The sequence below is a fragment of the Enterobacter soli ATCC BAA-2102 genome (assembly GCF_001654845.1).
GTDB lineage: Bacteria > Pseudomonadota > Gammaproteobacteria > Enterobacterales > Enterobacteriaceae > Enterobacter > Enterobacter soli.
Genome location: NZ_LXES01000015.1, coordinates 60202 through 77945, shown reverse-complemented (window position 1 = coordinate 77945; position 17744 = coordinate 60202). Strand labels below are relative to the sequence as shown.

Annotated in this window: 15 protein-coding genes; 6 read left to right on the top strand and 9 right to left on the bottom strand. The window is 56.2% G+C overall.

The genetic code is table 11. From position 1 onward, the window contains the following. Positions 1-15: 15 nt before the first annotated feature. From M987_RS05430 to M987_RS05420, 3 genes are all read left to right on the top strand, one after another. Positions 16-1011, top strand: coding sequence for a LacI family DNA-binding transcriptional regulator (locus M987_RS05430; protein WP_014072378.1), 996 nt, complete (start codon positions 16-18; stop codon positions 1009-1011). A gap of 104 nt (positions 1012-1115) precedes the next feature. Then, entirely contained in the window at positions 1116-3239 is a 2124-nt protein-coding gene (locus tag M987_RS05425) for an alpha-galactosidase (protein ID WP_014072377.1), read from the top strand. Positions 3240-3283: 44 nt separating this feature from the next. Further along, on the top strand, positions 3284-4549 hold the full coding sequence (locus M987_RS05420; RefSeq protein ID WP_014072376.1) for an MFS transporter: 1266 nt from the start codon (positions 3284-3286) through the stop codon (positions 4547-4549). A gap of 38 nt (positions 4550-4587) precedes the next feature. Here M987_RS05420 and rhaM read toward each other — a convergent pair whose 3' ends face one another. The 8 genes from rhaM to rhaB all read right to left on the bottom strand — a co-directional run bounded on the left by rhaM (position 4588) and on the right by rhaB (position 13555). Further along, entirely contained in the window at positions 4588-4902 is a 315-nt protein-coding gene (gene rhaM, locus M987_RS05415; RefSeq protein ID WP_014072375.1) for an L-rhamnose mutarotase, read from the bottom strand. Then, positions 4899-6047 carry a lactaldehyde reductase gene (gene fucO, locus M987_RS05410; RefSeq protein WP_014072374.1) on the bottom strand — a complete coding sequence of 383 codons (1149 nt, stop codon included), beginning with the start codon at positions 6045-6047 and terminating at the stop codon, positions 4899-4901. The genes rhaM and fucO overlap by 4 nt, the downstream gene beginning before the upstream one ends. Positions 6048-6079: 32 nt before the next feature. Beyond that, the gene (locus M987_RS05405; RefSeq protein WP_041162158.1) at positions 6080-7084 is read right to left on the bottom strand and encodes an ABC transporter permease; all 1005 of its coding nucleotides are present in this window, start codon (positions 7082-7084) and stop codon (positions 6080-6082) included. Continuing rightward, a complete protein-coding gene (locus M987_RS05400; RefSeq protein WP_014072372.1) occupies positions 7081-8085 on the bottom strand; it encodes an ABC transporter permease in 1005 nt (334 codons plus the stop codon). The genes M987_RS05405 and M987_RS05400 overlap by 4 nt, the downstream gene beginning before the upstream one ends. Next, positions 8085-9587, bottom strand: a complete 1503-nt coding sequence (locus tag M987_RS05395) for a sugar ABC transporter ATP-binding protein (RefSeq protein WP_014072371.1) — start codon at positions 9585-9587, stop codon at positions 8085-8087. Before M987_RS05395 ends, M987_RS05400 begins: the two co-directional genes overlap by 1 nt. 103 nt (positions 9588-9690) lie before the next feature. Further along, entirely contained in the window at positions 9691-10677 is a 987-nt protein-coding gene (rhaS, locus tag M987_RS05390; protein ID WP_014072370.1) for a rhamnose ABC transporter substrate-binding protein, read from the bottom strand. A gap of 152 nt (positions 10678-10829) precedes the next feature. After that, the gene (rhaA, locus tag M987_RS05385; protein ID WP_014072369.1) at positions 10830-12089 is read right to left on the bottom strand and encodes an L-rhamnose isomerase; all 1260 of its coding nucleotides are present in this window, start codon (positions 12087-12089) and stop codon (positions 10830-10832) included. Next, positions 12086-13555 (bottom strand): rhamnulokinase, encoded by a 1470-nt coding sequence (rhaB, locus tag M987_RS05380; protein ID WP_014072368.1) that lies wholly within the window; start codon positions 13553-13555, stop codon positions 12086-12088. Before rhaB ends, rhaA begins: the two co-directional genes overlap by 4 nt. Before the next feature lie 301 nt (positions 13556-13856). On the opposite strand from rhaB, the gene rhaS (M987_RS05370) reads away from it, so the two are divergent. Both rhaS (M987_RS05370) and rhaR read left to right on the top strand, forming a co-directional pair. Further along, a complete protein-coding gene (rhaS, locus tag M987_RS05370; RefSeq protein WP_014072367.1) occupies positions 13857-14693 on the top strand; it encodes an HTH-type transcriptional activator RhaS in 837 nt (278 codons plus the stop codon). 73 nt (positions 14694-14766) lie between these two features. Then, positions 14767-15615, top strand: coding sequence for an HTH-type transcriptional activator RhaR (rhaR, locus tag M987_RS05365; RefSeq protein WP_014072366.1), 849 nt, complete (start codon positions 14767-14769; stop codon positions 15613-15615). On the opposite strand, the gene rhaT is transcribed toward rhaR, so the two are convergent. Then, positions 15616-16650 carry an L-rhamnose/proton symporter RhaT gene (gene rhaT, locus M987_RS05360; RefSeq protein WP_014072365.1) on the bottom strand — a complete coding sequence of 345 codons (1035 nt, stop codon included), beginning with the start codon at positions 16648-16650 and terminating at the stop codon, positions 15616-15618. It lies immediately after the preceding gene. A gap of 290 nt (positions 16651-16940) precedes the next feature. Between rhaT and sodA the strand changes: the two genes are divergently transcribed. Then, positions 16941-17561: a superoxide dismutase [Mn] gene (sodA, locus tag M987_RS05355; RefSeq protein ID WP_010436906.1), complete on the top strand. Its 621-nt coding sequence runs from the start codon at positions 16941-16943 to the stop codon at positions 17559-17561. Positions 17562-17744: the final 183 nt, after the last annotated feature.

Here is a 17744-nt window from a genome sequence, read left to right as displayed (position 1 = left end):
AAGTTACGGAAAATCATGTCGCTTAAAGCCATTGCCAAAGAACTGGGGCTGTCTGTTACCACCGTCAGCCGTGCCCTGAACGGATATGACGACGTCTCCAGTGAAACGCGCACCCGCGTTGAAGCGGAGGCCCAGCGCCGGGGCTACCGGCCGAATACCTTCGCCCGACGTCTGAAGATGGGTAAAATCGATGCCGTCGGCCTGGTGTTTCCGGTTCATCCTGTTCCGCTCAATAACAGCGTATTTATGGACATGGTCGGCGAGATTAGCCATGAACTTGCGCGACATGAAATCGATCTCCTGCTGATTGCCGATGACGACCTGGCCGATAAGCACAGCTACATGCGCATGGTGCAAAGCCGCCGCGTGGATGCGTTAATTGTGGCGCACACGCTGGATCATGACCCGCGTCTGGAGCAGCTCCAGGCCGCCGGGTTCCCCTTCCTGGCCCTCGGGCGTAGCCAGTTGCCGCAGCCGTATGCATGGTTTGATTTCGACAATTATGCCGGTACGTATCAGGCGACACGCTGGCTTATCGAAAAGGGCCATCAGCGGATTGCGTTTTTGGGCGAGAGCAACAATCAGGCTTTTATTACGCAGCGTCGGAAGGGCTTTCTGGACGCATTGCGGGAAGCAGGCCTTTCCAGCGAATGGCTACGTGCCATGCCGCCATCGCGCCGCGTGGGTTATGCCACCACGAATGAACTCCTCTCTTTGCCACAACCGCCTACAGCCATCATTACCGACTGCAACACCCACGGCGACGGCGCGGCCATGGCACTGGCACAGCGTGGCCGCTTAACAGGCGAAAACGCTGTGTCGCTGGTGGTCTACGACGGTTTGCCGCAGGACAGCATCGTGGAGATCGACGTGGCATCGGTTATTCAGTCAACGCGTCAGGGCGTGGGAATACAGATTGCAGATATGGTGCGCCAGCTGATTAACGGCGACGATATCGCTCAGCTTCAGGTGCTCTGGCAGCCGGAATTCTCCCCAGGTCAGACGGCCTAAATACAGCAAATTTCCAAACCCGATCACAAATCCGAAACGTTTTGGTTCTCATCCGAAACGTTTCGGATCAACACTCAGGACATCCCGATGACAGGAGATGTCTGATGCAAGATTTCATTTTACGACTCGAAAGCAAGACGGTTGACGTGGTGATCAAAACTCACCCGTTCGCCGAAATTATCTACTGGGGGCCGCATCTTGGCCACTTTTCACCACAGGATGTCGCAAGTCTCTCGCGACCGGTGGCCAACGGCAGGCTGGATGTGGATTCCCCTGTCACGCTGATGGCGGAGCTGGGCCACGGTTTATTTGGCTCGCCCGGGATTGAGGGGCATCGGCAGGGGCTGGACGGCTCCCCGGTATTCAAGACCTCTGATGTGCAACTACAGGGGCAAACCCTGACGGTGACCGCAGAAGATGAACACGCAGGCCTGCGTCTGACCAGTGAGCTGGCGCTGGATGCCAGTGGCGTGCTGGTGGTGCGTCATGGTTTGACTAACCTGAAAGCGCAGCCCTGGCAGGTGGATCGCTTCGCCGTGACGCTGCCGGTGGCCGAGCGTGCGCAGGAGGTTATGGCTTTCCACGGGCGCTGGATCCACGAATTTCAGCCACACCGCGTAACGCTTGAGCACAACAGTTTTGTGATAGAAAACCGTCGCGGAAAAACATCCCATGAGCATTTCCCGGCGCTGATCTCAGGCACCTCGTCTTTCAGTGAAATGCAGGGTGACGTCTGGGGCGTACATCTGGGCTGGAGCGGTAACCACCGTCTGCGTGCCGAAGCCAAAACGGACGGACGCCGTTATCTCCAGGCCGAAGCGCTCTATCTGCCAGGGGAAATGGCGATTAACGAAGGGGAAACACTCTGGACGCCGCGCCTGTTTGCGAGTTACTCCGCGAAAGGGCTGAACGGCATGAGCCAGCAGTTTCATCGCTACCTGCGTGACAACATTATCCGCTTCCCGGAAAACAAACCGCGCCCGGTGCATCTCAACACCTGGGAGGGGATCTACTTCAACCACGACCCAGACTACATCATGCGGATGGCTGATGAAGCGGCCGCGCTGGGCGTCGAGCGCTTTATCATCGACGACGGCTGGTTCAAAGGCCGTAACGATGACCATGCCGCGCTGGGTGACTGGTATCTGGACGAGAAGAAATACCCGAACGGGCTGGCACCGGTGATTAACCATGTGAAAAGTCTCGGCATGGAATTTGGTATCTGGGTTGAGCCGGAGATGATTAACCCTGATTCGGATCTTTACCGTGCACATCCAGACTGGGTGCTGGCGCTACCGGGTTACACGCAAGCGACGGGGCGCCATCAACTCGTGCTTAATCTCAACATCCCTGAAGCTTTTGATTATCTGGTAGAACGTATGAGCTGGCTGCTGGGTGAACATGCGGTCGACTACGTGAAATGGGATATGAACCGCGAGCTGGTGCAGCCGGGGCACAAAGGTAGAGCGGCCGCCGATGCACAAACGCGCCAGTTCTATCGTCTGTTGGATGTGCTGGGTGGGCGCTTCCCGCATATTGAATTTGAATCCTGTTCTTCAGGCGGCGGACGCATCGACTATGAGGTGTTGACCCGCAGCCACCGTTTCTGGGCTTCTGATAATAACGACGCGCTGGAGCGCAACACCATTCAGCGCGGCATGAGCTATTTCTTCCCGCCGGAGGTGATGGGCGCGCATATCGGTCATCATAAATGCCATGCCACCTTCCGCCAGCACAGCATCGCATTCCGTGGCCTGACTGCGCTGTTTGGCCATATGGGGCTGGAGCTGGATCCGCTCACCGTCGATGAACAGGAGCGCGAAGGGTATCGCCATTACGCGGCGCTGCATAAACAGTGGCGCGAGGTTATCCATCACGGTACCCAGTGGCGGGTGGATATGCCGGACAGCAGCACCCTGGCGCAGGGTATAGTGAGCGAAGACAAAACGCAGGGGCTGTTTATTGTCAGCCAGTTGGCAATGCCGGATTACGCCCTGATGATGCCGCTGCGAATGCCGGGGCTGGAGGCCAGCGCGCAATATCGCATCACTCTGCTCGATCACCCAAACATTCAAATCACAGGCAAGGGTGGGCACACCATGCGCAAGTTGCCGGTATGGATGGAAACACCACAAACGGTGAGCGGCGAGTGGCTGATGCAGGCGGGGATCGCGCTGCCGATCCTGGACCCGGAAACCGCCATTCTGATTGGCGTAGAACGCGTATAAGGGTGATGGGCCGGGCAACCGGCCCTCCGTTGAGGATAAAAATAATGAACACAACAACCTGTACCCACAAAGACAACCCTAATTTCTGGATCTTCGGGCTGTTCTTCTTTCTCTACTTCTTCATCATGGCCACCTGCTTTCCGTTCCTGCCGATCTGGCTGTCGGACATCATCGGCCTGAACAAAACCCATACCGGGATTGTGTTCTCCTGCATTTCGCTTTCGGCTATCGCATTTCAGCCGGTGCTGGGGGTTATCTCAGATAAGTTGGGGCTGAAAAAACATCTGCTGTGGATTATCGCGGTGCTGCTGTTTTTATTCGCACCCTTCTTCCTGTTCGTCTTTGCGCCACTGCTTAAAGCGAATATCTGGCTGGGGGCATTGAGCGGTGGGCTGTTCATCGGGTTCGTCTTCTCGGCGGGATCTGGGGCGATTGAGGCTTACATTGAACGCGTGAGCCGCAACAGCTTCTTTGAATACGGTAAGGCACGCATGTTCGGCTGTCTGGGTTGGGGGCTGTGTGCCTCGACGGGCGGGATCTTGTTTGGCATCGACCCATCATATGTTTTCTGGATGGGGTCGGCAGCGGCGCTGTTGCTTATGTTGTTGCTGGTGGTCGCAAAACCGAAACCGAATCAAACCGCCCAGGTGATGAATGCTCTGGGTGCCAATCAGCCGCAAATCACGGCGAAAACCGTCTTCAATCTGTTCCGCCAGCGCAGAATGTGGATGTTCATTCTGTATGTGATTGGCGTGGCCTGCGTGTATGACGTGTTCGACCAGCAGTTCGCGACCTTCTTCAAAACCTTCTTTGCCACACCGCAGGAAGGGACGCGTGCATTCGGTTTTGCCACCACGGCAGGGGAAATTTGTAATGCCATCATCATGTTCTGTTCGCCGTGGATCATTAACCGCATTGGCGCGAAAAATACGCTGCTGATTGCCGGGCTGATTATGGCGACGCGCATTATTGGCTCGTCATTTGCCACCACCGCCGTGGAAGTGATTGCCCTGAAGATGCTGCACGCGCTGGAGGTGCCATTCCTGCTGGTGGGCGCATTCAAGTACATCACCGGGGTGTTCGATACCCGCTTGTCTGCCACTATCTATCTGATTGGCTTCCAGTTTGCGAAACAGTCGGCGGCCATTTTTCTGTCCGCCTTTGCCGGAAATATGTATGACCGGATCGGCTTCCAGGATACTTACCTGATGCTGGGCTGCTTTGTGCTGGCGATTACGGTGGTGTCGGCGTTTACGCTGAGCAGCAGGCAGGAGATTGCCGCGCGCAGTAATACGGTGGAGGCTAACTAGGCAAATGACGCTGCCGCGAATGCGGCAGCGTTAACGTATTAGTCCAGGTAAAACACCTCTTTTAATTCCGCGCTCACCGGGCTGTTGTCCGGGTTCGACGGCATCACGTCTCGCATATGTTTCCACCAGCGCTGGCAAACGTCGGTGTTCGCCACCGCGTTCCAGCGCTCTTCCGATTCAATCTCTACGGTCGCAAACAGCAGATTGCGAACCTTGTCGAGATAAATGGCGTAGTGGTGCGCACCGTGGCTTTTCAGCGTGGCTTCCAGCTCCGGCCAGATGGGGTTATGGCGACGCTGATACTCTTCGTGCGCGTCGGGGTTAACCTGCATCACAAAGGCTTTACGGATCATAATGCCTCCAGATACAGCTCGCGGACTTCATCGCGGCTGGCAGTGCGTGGATTGCATGGCGCACACGGGTCGGCGAGGGCTTTATCCAGCCAGCCTTCGATATCCGCTTTGGTCACGCCAAGCTGGCTGAAACCAGACGGAATGCCAACCCGGGAGCTCAGGTCGCGGATCGCCTGAATGGCCGACATACTGGCCGCTTCATCGCTCATGCCGCGCGTGTCGACACCCATCGCCTGCGCCACGCGGGCAAAGCGTGCGACAGCGTTAGGGCGGTTAAAGTTTTCGATGATCGGCAGCAGGATGGCGTTGCACACACCGTGTGGCAGGTTGTGCGTTGCCCCCGGCTGATGCGCCAGGGCGTGAACCAGACCCAGACCGGCGCTGTTAAACGCCATGCCCGCCAGATACTGACCGAACGCCATTTGCTCGCGCGCTTCCAGGTTATGACCATCATCGACCGCTTTTGGCAGCCACAGGTTGATCAGTCGAATGGCTTCCAGCGCATTGGCGTCGGTCAGTGGGTGAGCGCCAACGGAGACATAGGCTTCAATGGCGTGGGTTAACGCATCCATACCGGTAGCAGCGGTGACGGAGGCAGGAATATCAAGCATTACGCTGGCATCGTCCACGGCGATATCCGGGATGATGTTCGGGTCGATGATCACCTCTTTCACCTGGCGCGCGGAATCGATGATGACCGCGTTACTGGTCATCTCTGCCGCCGTACCGGCGGTGGTATTAATCGCCACCAGCGGCACGCCCGCGTTTTTCACCTTGCCCACGCCAGAATACGCGGTTGACGGGCCAGGGTTAGCCGTGAGGATCTTGATCGCTTTGGCGGTATCAATCGGGCTACCGCCGCCAAAAGCGATCACGTAATCACACTCTGCGTCCTGGTAAGCGGCAAATCCTTTTTGCACCAGGGCTTCCGTCGGGTTCGGGAATACCTCGTCAAACAGATGATATGACATCTGATGGGCGTCCAGCGCGGAGAACAGGCTATCCAGCAGGCCGAGTTTTACCAGCTGGCCGTCGGTGACAACCAGTGCTTTACCCCACTGTTTGTTTGCCACCAGATTAACCATATCGCCGATTGCGCCCGCACCGTGCAGGCTGATTTTTGGAAGTGCCAACATAAAGCTCATGATAATTCTCCTTAATATTGATATTGCGAAACTCAAATCCGTCTTCGTTGCATCATCCGGCGCGTAATAATGGGCAGTGAAATCACCACGATCAGCATCGCGCCGATAATCACCGACATCACGATGCCGGGCACGTTAAGCAGACTCAGGCCAAAGGTCACCAGACCCATCAGGAAGGCGGCGATAATCACGCCCACCATGCTGCCGGACCCACCCAGAATATTGACCCCACCGAGCACCGCCATCGTCACCACTGCCAGCTCCCAACCCATCGCAATCGTCGGGCGGGTACTGCCCAGACGCGAGGTCAGCAGCACCGATGCCAGACCGGACATCAGCCCCACCAGAGCAAACAGGATCAGGTTATGGCGTTTGACGTTAATGCCCGAATACCACGCGCCGGTGGGGTTATTGCCGATGGCGTAGGTGCGGCGGCCAAAGTTAGTACGGTGCAGCACAAAGGCAAACACCGCCGCGAGCACGATGAACAGGGCAAACTCAAAGGACAGCGCGCCAAAGACATAGCCTTGCCCTAACCAGGCGAAGCTGTCCGGGTAGCTGTTCAGCGCCTGATCGCCGAGCAGGATGTAAGTGATACCGCGATAAAGGCTCATGGTGCCGATGGTGATGACGATGGACGACAGGTTAAAGCGCGTCACCAGGATGCCGTTGAATAACCCGCACAGCAGCCCCACGCCTAACCCCACGCACACCAGCAGTGGCGTATCCACGCCCGCCGCCGCGCAAAAGCCCATTACCGTGGAGCTGAGCGCGATGGTGGAGGCCACCGACAGATCAATTTCCCGGGCGATAATCAGCATCGCCATTGGCAGCACGATGATCGCTTTTTCGGTAAAGTTGAATGTCGCATCCGAGAGGTTCCAGATGTTGAGGAAATAAGGCGAGGCGAGGGCATTCACCACAAACACCGCCAGCGTGACCGCCAGCAGAAAACCTTCCCAGCACAGCAGGCGCTGGAAAATGCCCGCCGGAGCCGGCTCGTTTTTGATCTCTTCAGAGGTCATCATTTTGCTCATGATTTCACCGCCATTTTCTGACGTGCCAGCGCGGCGTCGCGCAGGATAAGGCGGCCTTTACGTTTATTGCCGCGCTCGTTAAGCAGAACCGCAATCACGATAACCGTGCCGGAAATCGCCATTTGCCAGAATGGAGAGACGCCAATCACCGGCAGGGCGTTGTTGATGACGCCGAGGAACAGGGCCCCAAACAGACAGCCGAGCACTCGCCCGGTACCGCCCATGGTGCTGATCCCGCCAATGACGCACGCCGCCACTACCTGTAACTCAAAGCCGTTGGCAACATCGACATAAGCAACTGCGAAACGTGAAATCCACAGATAGCCGCAGAACCCGGCCAGCAGCCCCGACAGGCAGAAGCTGACAAACTGCATCTTTCCGGCGTTGATCCCGGTGTAGTAGGCCGCTGTGGCGTTACCGCCCGCGGTGTAGAGCGCCCGTCCTGTGCGGCTGTAGCGCAGGAAATACCCCACCAGCAGCAGTGCGGCGATAGCACACCAGCTCAGCACCGGTAACCCCAGCACAGAGGCGCGCGGCAGGCCGAGAAAATCTGCCCCCATCTGGTTGGAGTTGACCCAACCGCCGCCGGAGAGCAAAAAGATGATCCCGCGGTAAATGCTCATGGTGCCCAGCGTCACGACAATCGCCGGAATGCCCAGCTTCCACACCAGCAGGCCGTTGATGACGCCCATCAGCAGGCCCAGCGCGGTGGCGAGGATCAGCAGCGTCCAGACGGGAACGTCCGGGTAATGGAAGTTAATCAGCGCGACTATCATTCCGGTCAATGCAAGGTTCGCCGCCATCGACAAATCAATGCCTTTGGTCAGCAGCACCATCATCTGCCCCAGTGCGAGGATCACCAGAATGGAGGTGTCGTTAAACATCTCCACCAGGTTTCCCGGCGCGATAAACGACGGCACGCGGCTGCCAATGGCAATCACCATCAGGATAATGACCGCCCCCAGCAGGGCTTCACGGTGTTTAAGCAGTGAGTTCAACATTACGCTGCCTCCTGTTTTGCACCGCTGGCGGCGCTGACGATGGTTTCCGCCGTGGCGTCGCCCGCCTGGTATTCCGCCACCATCAGCCCTTCGTGCATGACGATTATTCTGTCTGCCATGCCCATCACTTCCGGCAGCTCGGACGACACCATAATCACCGCCAGCCCCTGCCCAACCAGTTCGGACATAAATTGATGAACGGCCGCTTTTGAGCCGATATCAATGCCTTTTGTTGGCTCATCGAGGATGATCACGTCAGGATGCGTGGCCAGCCATTTGCCGATCACCACTTTTTGTTGGTTGCCGCCGGAGAGGGTTTCAACCGCCTGTTTCCAGCTAAAGGCTTTGACCTGCAAACGCTTTGCGTACTCGTCGGCCAGTTGCCATTCACGGTCATCGTGCAGCACGCCATTCGGGTTGAGCTTGCTGAGTTGCGGCAGGCTGATGTTCTGCGCAATCGGCAATTCGATAATCGCACCCTGCTTCTGACGCTCTTCCGGTACGCAGACGATACCGGCTTTGATGGCATCGGCAGGCTGGCGGAAGTGCTGGGCGTGACCGTTCAGGACAATCTCCCCCGACGACGGCCGCGTGACGCCGGAAAGCGCCTGCATCAGTTCGGTACGACCGGCGCCCACCAGCCCATAGAAGCCAAGAATTTCCCCTTTCCGCAGGGAGAAGCTGATATTGGCGAACTCAGTCGGGTGACACAGGTCTTTTACCTCCAGCACCGTTGCGCCTTTTTCGCAGTCGACTTTCGGGAAGGTCTGGGTAATGGCGCGCCCGACCATCATCGATACCATCCGCTCTTCGGTTATCTCGCTCATCGCACCAGCACCCACAAAGACGCCGTCGCGCAAAATGGTGTAGTGATCGGCAAGCTCAAAGATCTCGTCAAATTTGTGCGAAATAAACAGGATGGCTTTGCCTTCCTGCTTTAAGCGCTCAACGATTTGGTAAAACTCGAGGATTTCGTGTTGCGATAGCGCCGCCGTGGGTTCGTCGAGAATAACCACCTGCGCCTCAAACGACAGCGCGCGAGCTATCGCCACCATATGACGCTGGGCGATACTCAGGGTTTTCAGCGTGGCGCGTGGGTCGATTGGGACTTCCAGACGGGTGAGGATGGCCTGCGCCCGGCGGTGCATCTCTGGCCAGTCGAGCTTTTTGAAAAAGCCTGTGTAGAGGTATTGCCCGACGAAAATGTTTTCGGTGACCGACAGTTCATCGAACAGGACGGTTTCCTGATGGATGGCGGTGATCCCAACCTTGTGCGCCGATTCCGGCGTCGGGAGCTGAATAGGGATTGCCTTATAGAGGATTTCGCCCTCTTCAGGCTGGTAAATGCCGGTCATCACTTTGACCAGCGTTGACTTGCCCGCACCGTTCTCACCAATAAGGGCGGTGACTTTGCCGGGCCAGAGCTCAAGCTGGACGTTCTCAAGGGCACGCACACCAGGGAAAACCTTGGTGATGCCGGAAAGCTGTAGCAATGGGGTCATGATAGTTCTCCATAGATTACCCCTCACCCTAACCCTCTCCCCGGAGGGGAGAGGGAACCGATCGAGCCCCTCGCCCCTTTGGGGAGAGGGGGGGGGGAAAGGATCAAAAGATCTTCGAGAACTTATCAATATTGCTGGCATCGTAGACGAACGGCTCAGCCATCGCCCCGTTACCGTCGGCATCCAGCTTCACTTTGCCCAGTTTACCCATGCTGGCTTCGTCTTTTGTTGCTGTTCCTTTCACCAGGTCATCCGCTAAATAGGTTGCTGCGTAGCCCAGATCGATGGGGTTCCAGATGGCAAAGCTTTTGCTGGCACCCGATTTCACCGCGCCTGCCATTTCAGACGGCAGCCCTAAACCCGTGACGTACACTTTGCCAATCTTGCCCTGGTCTTTGACCGCCTGCGCTGCGGCCACAATGCCGACAGACGATGGCGAAACAATCACTTTCAGATCCGGGTAGGTTTTCAGCAGGCCGACCGCTTCGCGGTAGCTCTTGTCAGAGAGATCGTCACCGTACGCCACGGTCACCAGATTGACGGACGGGTACTGCGGCAGCACCTTTTTCATCTCTGCAATCCAGGTGTTCTGGTTGGTGGAGGTTGGCGTGGCGCTCAGCACGGCCACCTCGCCTTTATCCACGTTCAGCGCTTTTAGCGCATCGGCAGCGAGCTTGACGTTGGTTTCGCCAATCAGGGCGTTATTGGACGGGTTCAGGTGGATTTGACGTCCGGCTTTTGCCACGCCGGAATCCCAGGAAACAACTTTGATCCCGCGCTGCATCGCTTTCTTCAGTACCGGCACCAGCGCATCCGGATCGTTCGCGGAAATTGCGATCGCATCAACGCCCTGGGCGATCAGCCCGTTCAGCACTTCGATCTGCGCCTCAGCGGTGGTTGTGGTTGGGCCGGTATAAATGACTTTTACATCGCCTAACTCTTTGGCTGCCTCCTGCGCGCCAACGTTCGCTGCCTCGAAGAATCCATTTCCTAGTGATTTCGCCACCAGGGCGATTTTGACTTCTGCTAAAGCGGAACTGGACAACGCCAGAGCGGCAACGGTGAGGATCAAGCTTGTCTTTATTTTCATTGCTTTTACTCCACTGAATTGAGTTAGTTGTAGGGATTGCAGGTGGTTTTCGTCCCGTCTGAATCAGCGGGACGCGATGTTTTTATTGGTACAGATCTCACGCCGACTGCACCGGGCGTTTACCTGGTGCAGTCGGTTCTTGCCGGGATGACTCATCCACGTTTGCTCAAAATCTCTTTCTCATACGCCCGCACGTTGTCCAGCCACTGGCTGCCTGCCGGAGCATCGTTACGCTGGCAATACATCTCCCAGACCGCCTGCCATGGCAGGGATTTCTGCTCTTCCAGCAGGGCCAGACGGGCAGTGTAGTCGCCGTTGGCTTCCAGCTGTTTGAGTGCATCGGTTGGTTCCAGCAGCGCACGCAGCAGCGCTTTCTTCATGTTGCGGGTACCGATAACCCATGCCGCGATGCGGTTGATGGAGGCATCGAAGAAGTCGAGGCCAATGTGCACGCGGTCGAACAGATCGTGGCGAATGATTTCGCTGGCGATGGTCTGGGTTTCGTCATCCAGCAGCACCACGTGGTCGCTGTCCCAGCGAACCGGGCGGCTCACGTGCAGCAGCAGGCGCGGCACGTAAAGCATGGCGGCGGAAATTTTGTCGGAGATCACCTCTGTTGGATGGAAGTGACCGGCGTCCAGGCACAGCGCGGTCTGGCGGCTGGTGGCGTAACCCATGTAGAACTCGTTAGAGCCAACGGTGTAGCTTTCTGCGCCAATGCCGAACAGCTTGCTCTCTACTGCGTCGATATGGTGCGCCGGGTTCAGTTTTTCGCTGATAGCCTCATCCAGTGCGGCCAGCAGGCGCTGACGCGGAGCCAGACGGTCAACGGTGATATCTTTCATGCCGTCCGGGATCCAGATGTTCATCACCGAGGGCGTGCCAAGCTGTTCACCGAAATAAGCCGAGACGCGGCGGCTGGCCTTCACGTGGTCAATCCAGAACTGACGAATTTCATCATTCGCATGGGCGAGGGTAAAACCATCGGCGCTCAGCGGGTGCGAGAAGCAGGACGGGTTAAAGTCCAGCCCCAGTTTGTTGGTTTTCGCCCACTCAACCCAGTTCTTAAAGTGCTCTGGTTTGATCTCGTTACGCGCAACCGGCTCGCTTGATTCGAGGTAAATCGCATGAAGGTTCAGGCGTTTTGGCCCCGGGATCAGGCTCAGCGCCAGCTCCAGGTCGGCACGCAGTTCGGTCGCGTTACGCGCTTTGCCAGGATAGTTACCGGTCGCCTGAATGCCCCCCGTCAGGGAACCGCCTGGATTCTCGAAACCAGCAACGTCATCGCCCTGCCAGCAGTGCATAGAGACAGGCAAGCGGTCGAGCTGGCTCAGCGCCTCTTCGACATCCACGCCAACGGCGGCGAAACGCTGTTTAGCCAGGTCCCAGGCTTGTTCAAGTTGAGTGGTCATGCGCAAAGCTCCTTAGTCAGTCGTTTTTGCTGAAACTGGGCCCGGTAGCGGGCAATTTCATTGCAGGGATTGGGTGTGAAGGTGGTCAGGCTGTAGTTCGCCGTCACCACCGAGCGGAAATCGTCAACGTTTGATAGCTCATCCAGCGTCATCAGCTGAATGCCGATATTGCCGAGCGTGGAGGCTTCAACTGGGCCTGCCACCACGGTGATGCCGCAGGCATCGGCGCAAAGCTGGTTCAGAAGCTGGTTCTGGCAGCCACCACCCACGATGTGTAACTGGCTGAATGGCTTACCGCGAAGGGCTTCCAGCTCGCTCAGCACATCGGCATACAGCAGCGCCAGGCTGTCGAATATGCAGCGCGCCAGCTCAGCGGGGCTGGATGGCACGGCGTGTCCGGCCTCGAAGCAGGCGGCCTGGATCTCCGCGCTCATGTGCGCCGGGTTAATAAAACGGTCATCGTTCGGGTTAATCAGGAAGTGACATGCCGGCAGCGCGCCGGTATCGGCGATAAGGCGCGGCAGGTCGGTAATGTTTTGCTCTTTCAGCACGCGCTGAAGCAACCACAGACCCATGATGTTTTTCAGCACCCGATAACGGCCTTCCGCACCGCCTTCGTTGGTGATGTTTGCCGCCAGAGCGGCGGTGCTGGTATACGGCGTTTTGCTCTCAAAGCCCATCAGCGACCAGGTGCCGGAAGAGAGGTAGGCAGAATCCTTACTGGCGAGCGGCGAGGCAATCACCGCGCTGGCGGTATCGTGGCTCGCAACGGCCACCACCGGGATTTTATTTCCCTGCGGGCACATCCACTGACCGATCACATTACCGGGATGGGTTGGTGTGCCGAACCAGGATGCGGATGCGCCCGTCCAGTTCAGCAGGTGCTCGTCCCAGTTATCGGAATTGATGTTGACCAGCTGAGTCGTGGTGGCATTGGTGTATTCCCAGTTCATGTTGCCGGTCAGGCGGTAGCTGAAGTAATCCGGGATCATCAAAGCATGGGCGACATTTGCTACCAGCTCCGGCTGCATGCCGACTAGCGCGCGCAGCTGGTAGAGCGTATTGAAAGGGAGGAACTGAATGCCTGAGCGGGCATAGATATTCGCCATGCCGAGCTGTTCGATGGCCTGCATCATTACGCCATCGGTACGACTGTCACGATACGACACGGGCAGGCCAACACGCTCGCCGTTGTTGCCAAGCAGCACATAATCCACGCCCCAGGTATCAATGCCGATGCTATCGATACGGATCCCGTCATCGCAGACTTTCGTCAGCCCGATGCGGATCTCGGCTTCCAGGCCGTCAATATCCCAGGTGTCAAAACCATCCTGCTTTTGCAGGCAGTTAACAAAGCGGTGCATTTCACGAAGCGAAAGTGTGCGCTGGGTACAGTCATATGTGGCCAGCATTACGCGGCCGCTGGATGCGCCTAAATCGACTGCCACACAATGGCGAAATGTCATGTTCGGGTCCCTCTTTAAGTCATTGGGGATGAGTGTAAGAAAGGGAAGAAAAAGTCACCTTCTCGTTACTGACAGGCGAAAACCGGGGCTGGCAAGAAAGCAAAGATGAACGTGAGGGAGTTCACAGTTTCCAGTAATGGCGGGCTTTGCAGGCAATGTGACGCTTGCCGCATTTCCTGATCTTTCCATCTGTTTCTTGAAAAACGGACAGCTTTTGCGAGGTTTGCTGCCGAAAATTTAAGGTGAGTCTGAAGAGCCTTAATTACTATTTTGAGAACATTTCTCATCGGTGGGGGCTGCTATGACCGTACTACACAGCGTGGATTTTTTTCCTTCGGGCAGTTCGCCTGTTGCAATTGAACCACGGCTCCCACAGGCTGCATTTCCGGAGCATTATCATGATTTCCATGAAATTGTGATTGTTGAACACGGCACGGGGATCCACGTGTTTAACGGCCAGCCGTACACCATCAGCGGCGGTACGGTGTGCTTTGTGCGTGACCACGACAGGCACTTGTATGAACATACGGACAACCTGTGTCTGACCAATGTTCTTTACCGTTCACCGGATGCGTTCCAGTTTCTTTCAGGGCTTAACCAGCTGCTGCCACAGGAGAAGGACGGACACTATCCTTCGCACTGGCGGGTGAATCAGGCCACGCTGCAACAGGTGCGCCAGCTGGTTAATCAGATGGAAAAAAGTGAAGACGGGCACGAGACACATGTCATCGCCACCCGCGAGATGCTGTTTATGCAGTTACTGGTCCTCCTGCGCCGCAGTAGCCTGGTGGAAGGGCTGGAAAATAACGACGCGCGGCTGAATCAACTGATGGCCTGGCTGGAAGATCACTTTGCCGAGGATATTAGCTGGGAAACGCTGGCAGATGATTTCTCGTTATCGCTGCGGACGCTGCATCGTCAGCTCAAACATCACACCGGACTCACGCCGCAGCGCTACCTCAACCGCCTGCGCCTGATCAAAGCACGGCACCTGCTGCGCCACACTGACGAAAGCGTTACGGATATCGCGTATCGCTGCGGTTTCGGCGACAGTAATCATTTTTCGACCCTGTTTCGCCGGGAATTTAACTGGTCGCCGCGCGATATTCGCCAGGGTAAGGACGCATCACTTCAGTAACGCGAGGGCAGTCACCGTTTTTATGCCGCAAAAAGGCTAATAATGTCAGGTTATTCGCCGTTGAGGTTGTGGTGTGGCTGCTCAGTTAATCCTTCGCAAAAATGATTTTTTTGCCTCCGCCAGCCAGTCTGTTGCGGTGGCCGATCGCTATCCGCAAAATGTTTTTGCCGAACACACGCATGAGTTTTGCGAGCTGGTGCTGGTGTGGCGGGGAAATGGCTTACACGTTCTCAACGACCGCCCTTACCGCATTACGCGCGGTGACCTGTTTTATATCCGCGCCGAAGACAAACACTCCTACGCTTCAGTAAACGATCTGGTGTTGCAGAACGTGATTTACTGCCCTGACAGGCTCAAGCTCAACGTCGACTGGGCTGCGCATATCCCCGGGTTTAACAATGCCAACAGCACACCTCACTGGCGTTTAAGCAGCAACGGTATGAACCCGGTGCGGCAGGTGATTTCCCAGCTAGAACAAGAGAGTCAGAAGGCCGATCCGCTTGCCAACCAGATGGCGGAACTGCTTTTCGCCCAGCTGGTCATGACGCTCAAACGCTATCGCTACGCCACTGATAACCCTTCTGCGAGTGAACAGGAAGCGCTGCTGGATAAGCTGATTACTACCCTGGCGGGCAGCCTGAACAAGAGCTTTGTGCTGGAGAAATTCTGCGAGCAGGAGCAGTGCAGCGAGCGCGCGCTGCGCCAGCAGTTTCGCACTCAGACGGGGATGACGGTGAACCACTATCTGCGTCAGCTGCGCATCTGCCATGCTCAGTATCTGCTGCAACACACGGAGCTGATGGTGAGCGAAGTGGCGATGCGTTGTGGCTTTGAGGACAGTAACTACTTTTCGGTGGTGTTTAACCGTGAAGTGGGGATGACGCCGGTTCAGTGGCGTCATCGCAGTCGAAAGGCGGCGTAATCAGTTCGCCATGCCGAGGCCAACGATGTTGGCGGCGATAATAATCACCACGCAACCCAGGCTCAGTACACCCACCGGACGACGCCCGGCATTGTTCCACTCCTTCAGGATCAAACCCACCAGCCCGCCGCACAGCACGTAGAAGCTCATGTGCAGCATCCAGCTCATGTAGTCATATTGCGCTGGAATACTGGCGTGGCCCCAGGCGTAGAAGAAGAACTGCAAATACCACATCAGGCCACCGAGAGCAGAAAGCAGCACGTTGGTGATGATCAATGGTTTTGCCAGCGAGAAGTCTGCTTTTACCGACAAATTCTTCACTTTTGCCAGACGAATGAAGCAGAAGCCCAGGTTTACCAGTGCGCCACCGCCCATGATCACCACGTAGCTTGGCAGCGCGACGTACAGCGGGTCTACACCCAGCGCGGCAGCAGCTTCATGCATCGGTTTGGCCGCGTTCATGGCAAAGGACATGCCTGCGGAGAAAATGCCGCACATCACTGCCAGCACCAGACCTTTCTTCAGGTTGAAGTCTTCGGCCTTAATGCCCATTTTGCGCTCTTTGAGCTGGCCCGCGCGGGTCACGATAGCCACGCCAATCACCGCAACCAGCACGCCAAGCAGCGTCATCTGCCCGCCCTGAGTGTGGATCAGCACATCGAAATTGCCGTTGAGGATCGGCGTCATCAGCGTACCGACAATCAACGTAATACCGATGGCAATGCCAATGCCCATCGACATACCGAGATAGCGCATGGTCAGGCCGTAGTTGATGTTACCGATACCCCACATCGCACCGAACAGAAACACCGGCAGCAGCGTGGAGGCGTTAAAAGAAGAGTAGTAAGCCCAGAAATCGGGCAACAATATGGCGCTGATGGTCCAGGGCAGGATAAGCCAGGAGACGGTCCCCCCAACGGACCACATGGTTTCCCACGACCAGTGTTTAACCTTTTTAAACGGGGCATAGAAACAGGCTGCACTGGCTGCGCCTATCAGATGCCAGAAAATACCCATCGTAATCGCATGATTCATTTTTACATCCTCATCGTTTTTATATGTCGGAGGCTTCCCGCCGACTTGATGAGTGTAAAAATTAGGCGGTTTGGGAACCTTCAGAAGGTTGCCGCAATTTGGTTTTAAATGGCAATGAACGCGTTAACCGCGTGAGCAGACTCACAATTTCGGGATTGTTGCGAAAGGCGAATAACCTTATAAAAACTACGGCATTGATAATCATTTTCAATATCATTTAATTAACTATAATGAACCAACTGCTTACGCGGCATTAACAGCTGTGCCGCCCGACACTAATGGAGAGGATTATGAGTTATACACTGCCATCCCTGCCGTATGCCTACGACGCACTGGAACCGCATTTCGACAAGCAGACGATGGAAATCCATCACACTAAACATCACCAGACTTATGTGAACAACGCGAACGCAGCGCTGGAAAGCCTGCCAGAATTCGCAAACCTGTCTGCTGAAGAGCTGATCACCAAACTTGACCAGCTGCCAGCTGACAAGAAAACCGTTCTGCGTAACAACGCAGGTGGTCATGCTAACCACAGCCTGTTCTGGAAAGGCCTGAAAACCGGCACGACCCTGCAAGGCGACCTGAAAGCAGCTATCGAGCGCGATTTCGGCTCTGTAGACAACTTCAAAGCTGAGTTTGAAAAAGCTGCTGCTACCCGTTTCGGCTCTGGCTGGGCGTGGCTGGTACTGAAAGGCGACAAACTGGCTGTTGTCTCTACCGCAAACCAGGACTCCCCGCTGATGGGTGAAGCAATTTCTGGCGCATCCGGCTTCCCAATCGTGGGCCTGGACGTGTGGGAACACGCTTACTACCTGAAATTCCAGAACCGTCGCCCTGACTACATCAAAGCATTCTGGGATGTGGTTAACTGGGACGAAGCTGCAGCGCGTTTCGCCGCTAAAAAATAAGGTTGCATTGACGCCTGTGAGAAGCGAGTCTGATGACTCGCTTTTTTTGTATCTGTATACCCGTCATACTTCACGTTGCAGGTGCGTTGGCTGCGCTCGCTCACCCCAGTCACTTACTTGAGTAAGCTCCTGGGGATTCACTCTCTTGCCGCCTTCCTGCAACTCGAATTATTTAGGGCATAT

Bases quoted from the DNA above. Each gene is read 5' to 3' on its own strand.
- M987_RS05430 (WP_014072378.1), top strand. From the start codon at position 16: ATGTCGCTTAAAGCCATTGCCAAAGAACTGGGGCTGTCTGTTACCACC.
- M987_RS05425 (WP_014072377.1), top strand. From the start codon at position 1,116: ATGCAAGATTTCATTTTACGACTCGAAAGCAAGACGGTTGACGTGGTG.
- M987_RS05420 (WP_014072376.1), top strand. From the start codon at position 3,284: ATGAACACAACAACCTGTACCCACAAAGACAACCCTAATTTCTGGATC.
- rhaM (WP_014072375.1), bottom strand. From the start codon at position 4,902: ATGATCCGTAAAGCCTTTGTGATGCAGGTTAACCCCGACGCGCACGAA.
- fucO (WP_014072374.1), bottom strand. From the start codon at position 6,047: ATGAGCTTTATGTTGGCACTTCCAAAAATCAGCCTGCACGGTGCGGGC.
- M987_RS05405 (WP_041162158.1), bottom strand. From the start codon at position 7,084: ATGAGCAAAATGATGACCTCTGAAGAGATCAAAAACGAGCCGGCTCCG.
- M987_RS05400 (WP_014072372.1), bottom strand. From the start codon at position 8,085: ATGTTGAACTCACTGCTTAAACACCGTGAAGCCCTGCTGGGGGCGGTC.
- M987_RS05395 (WP_014072371.1), bottom strand. From the start codon at position 9,587: ATGACCCCATTGCTACAGCTTTCCGGCATCACCAAGGTTTTCCCTGGT.
- rhaS (WP_014072370.1), bottom strand. From the start codon at position 10,677: ATGAAAATAAAGACAAGCTTGATCCTCACCGTTGCCGCTCTGGCGTTG.
- rhaA (WP_014072369.1), bottom strand. From the start codon at position 12,089: ATGACCACTCAACTTGAACAAGCCTGGGACCTGGCTAAACAGCGTTTC.
- rhaB (WP_014072368.1), bottom strand. From the start codon at position 13,555: ATGACATTTCGCCATTGTGTGGCAGTCGATTTAGGCGCATCCAGCGGC.
- rhaS (WP_014072367.1), top strand. From the start codon at position 13,857: ATGACCGTACTACACAGCGTGGATTTTTTTCCTTCGGGCAGTTCGCCT.
- rhaT (WP_014072365.1), bottom strand. From the start codon at position 16,650: ATGAATCATGCGATTACGATGGGTATTTTCTGGCATCTGATAGGCGCA.
- sodA (WP_010436906.1), top strand. From the start codon at position 16,941: ATGAGTTATACACTGCCATCCCTGCCGTATGCCTACGACGCACTGGAA.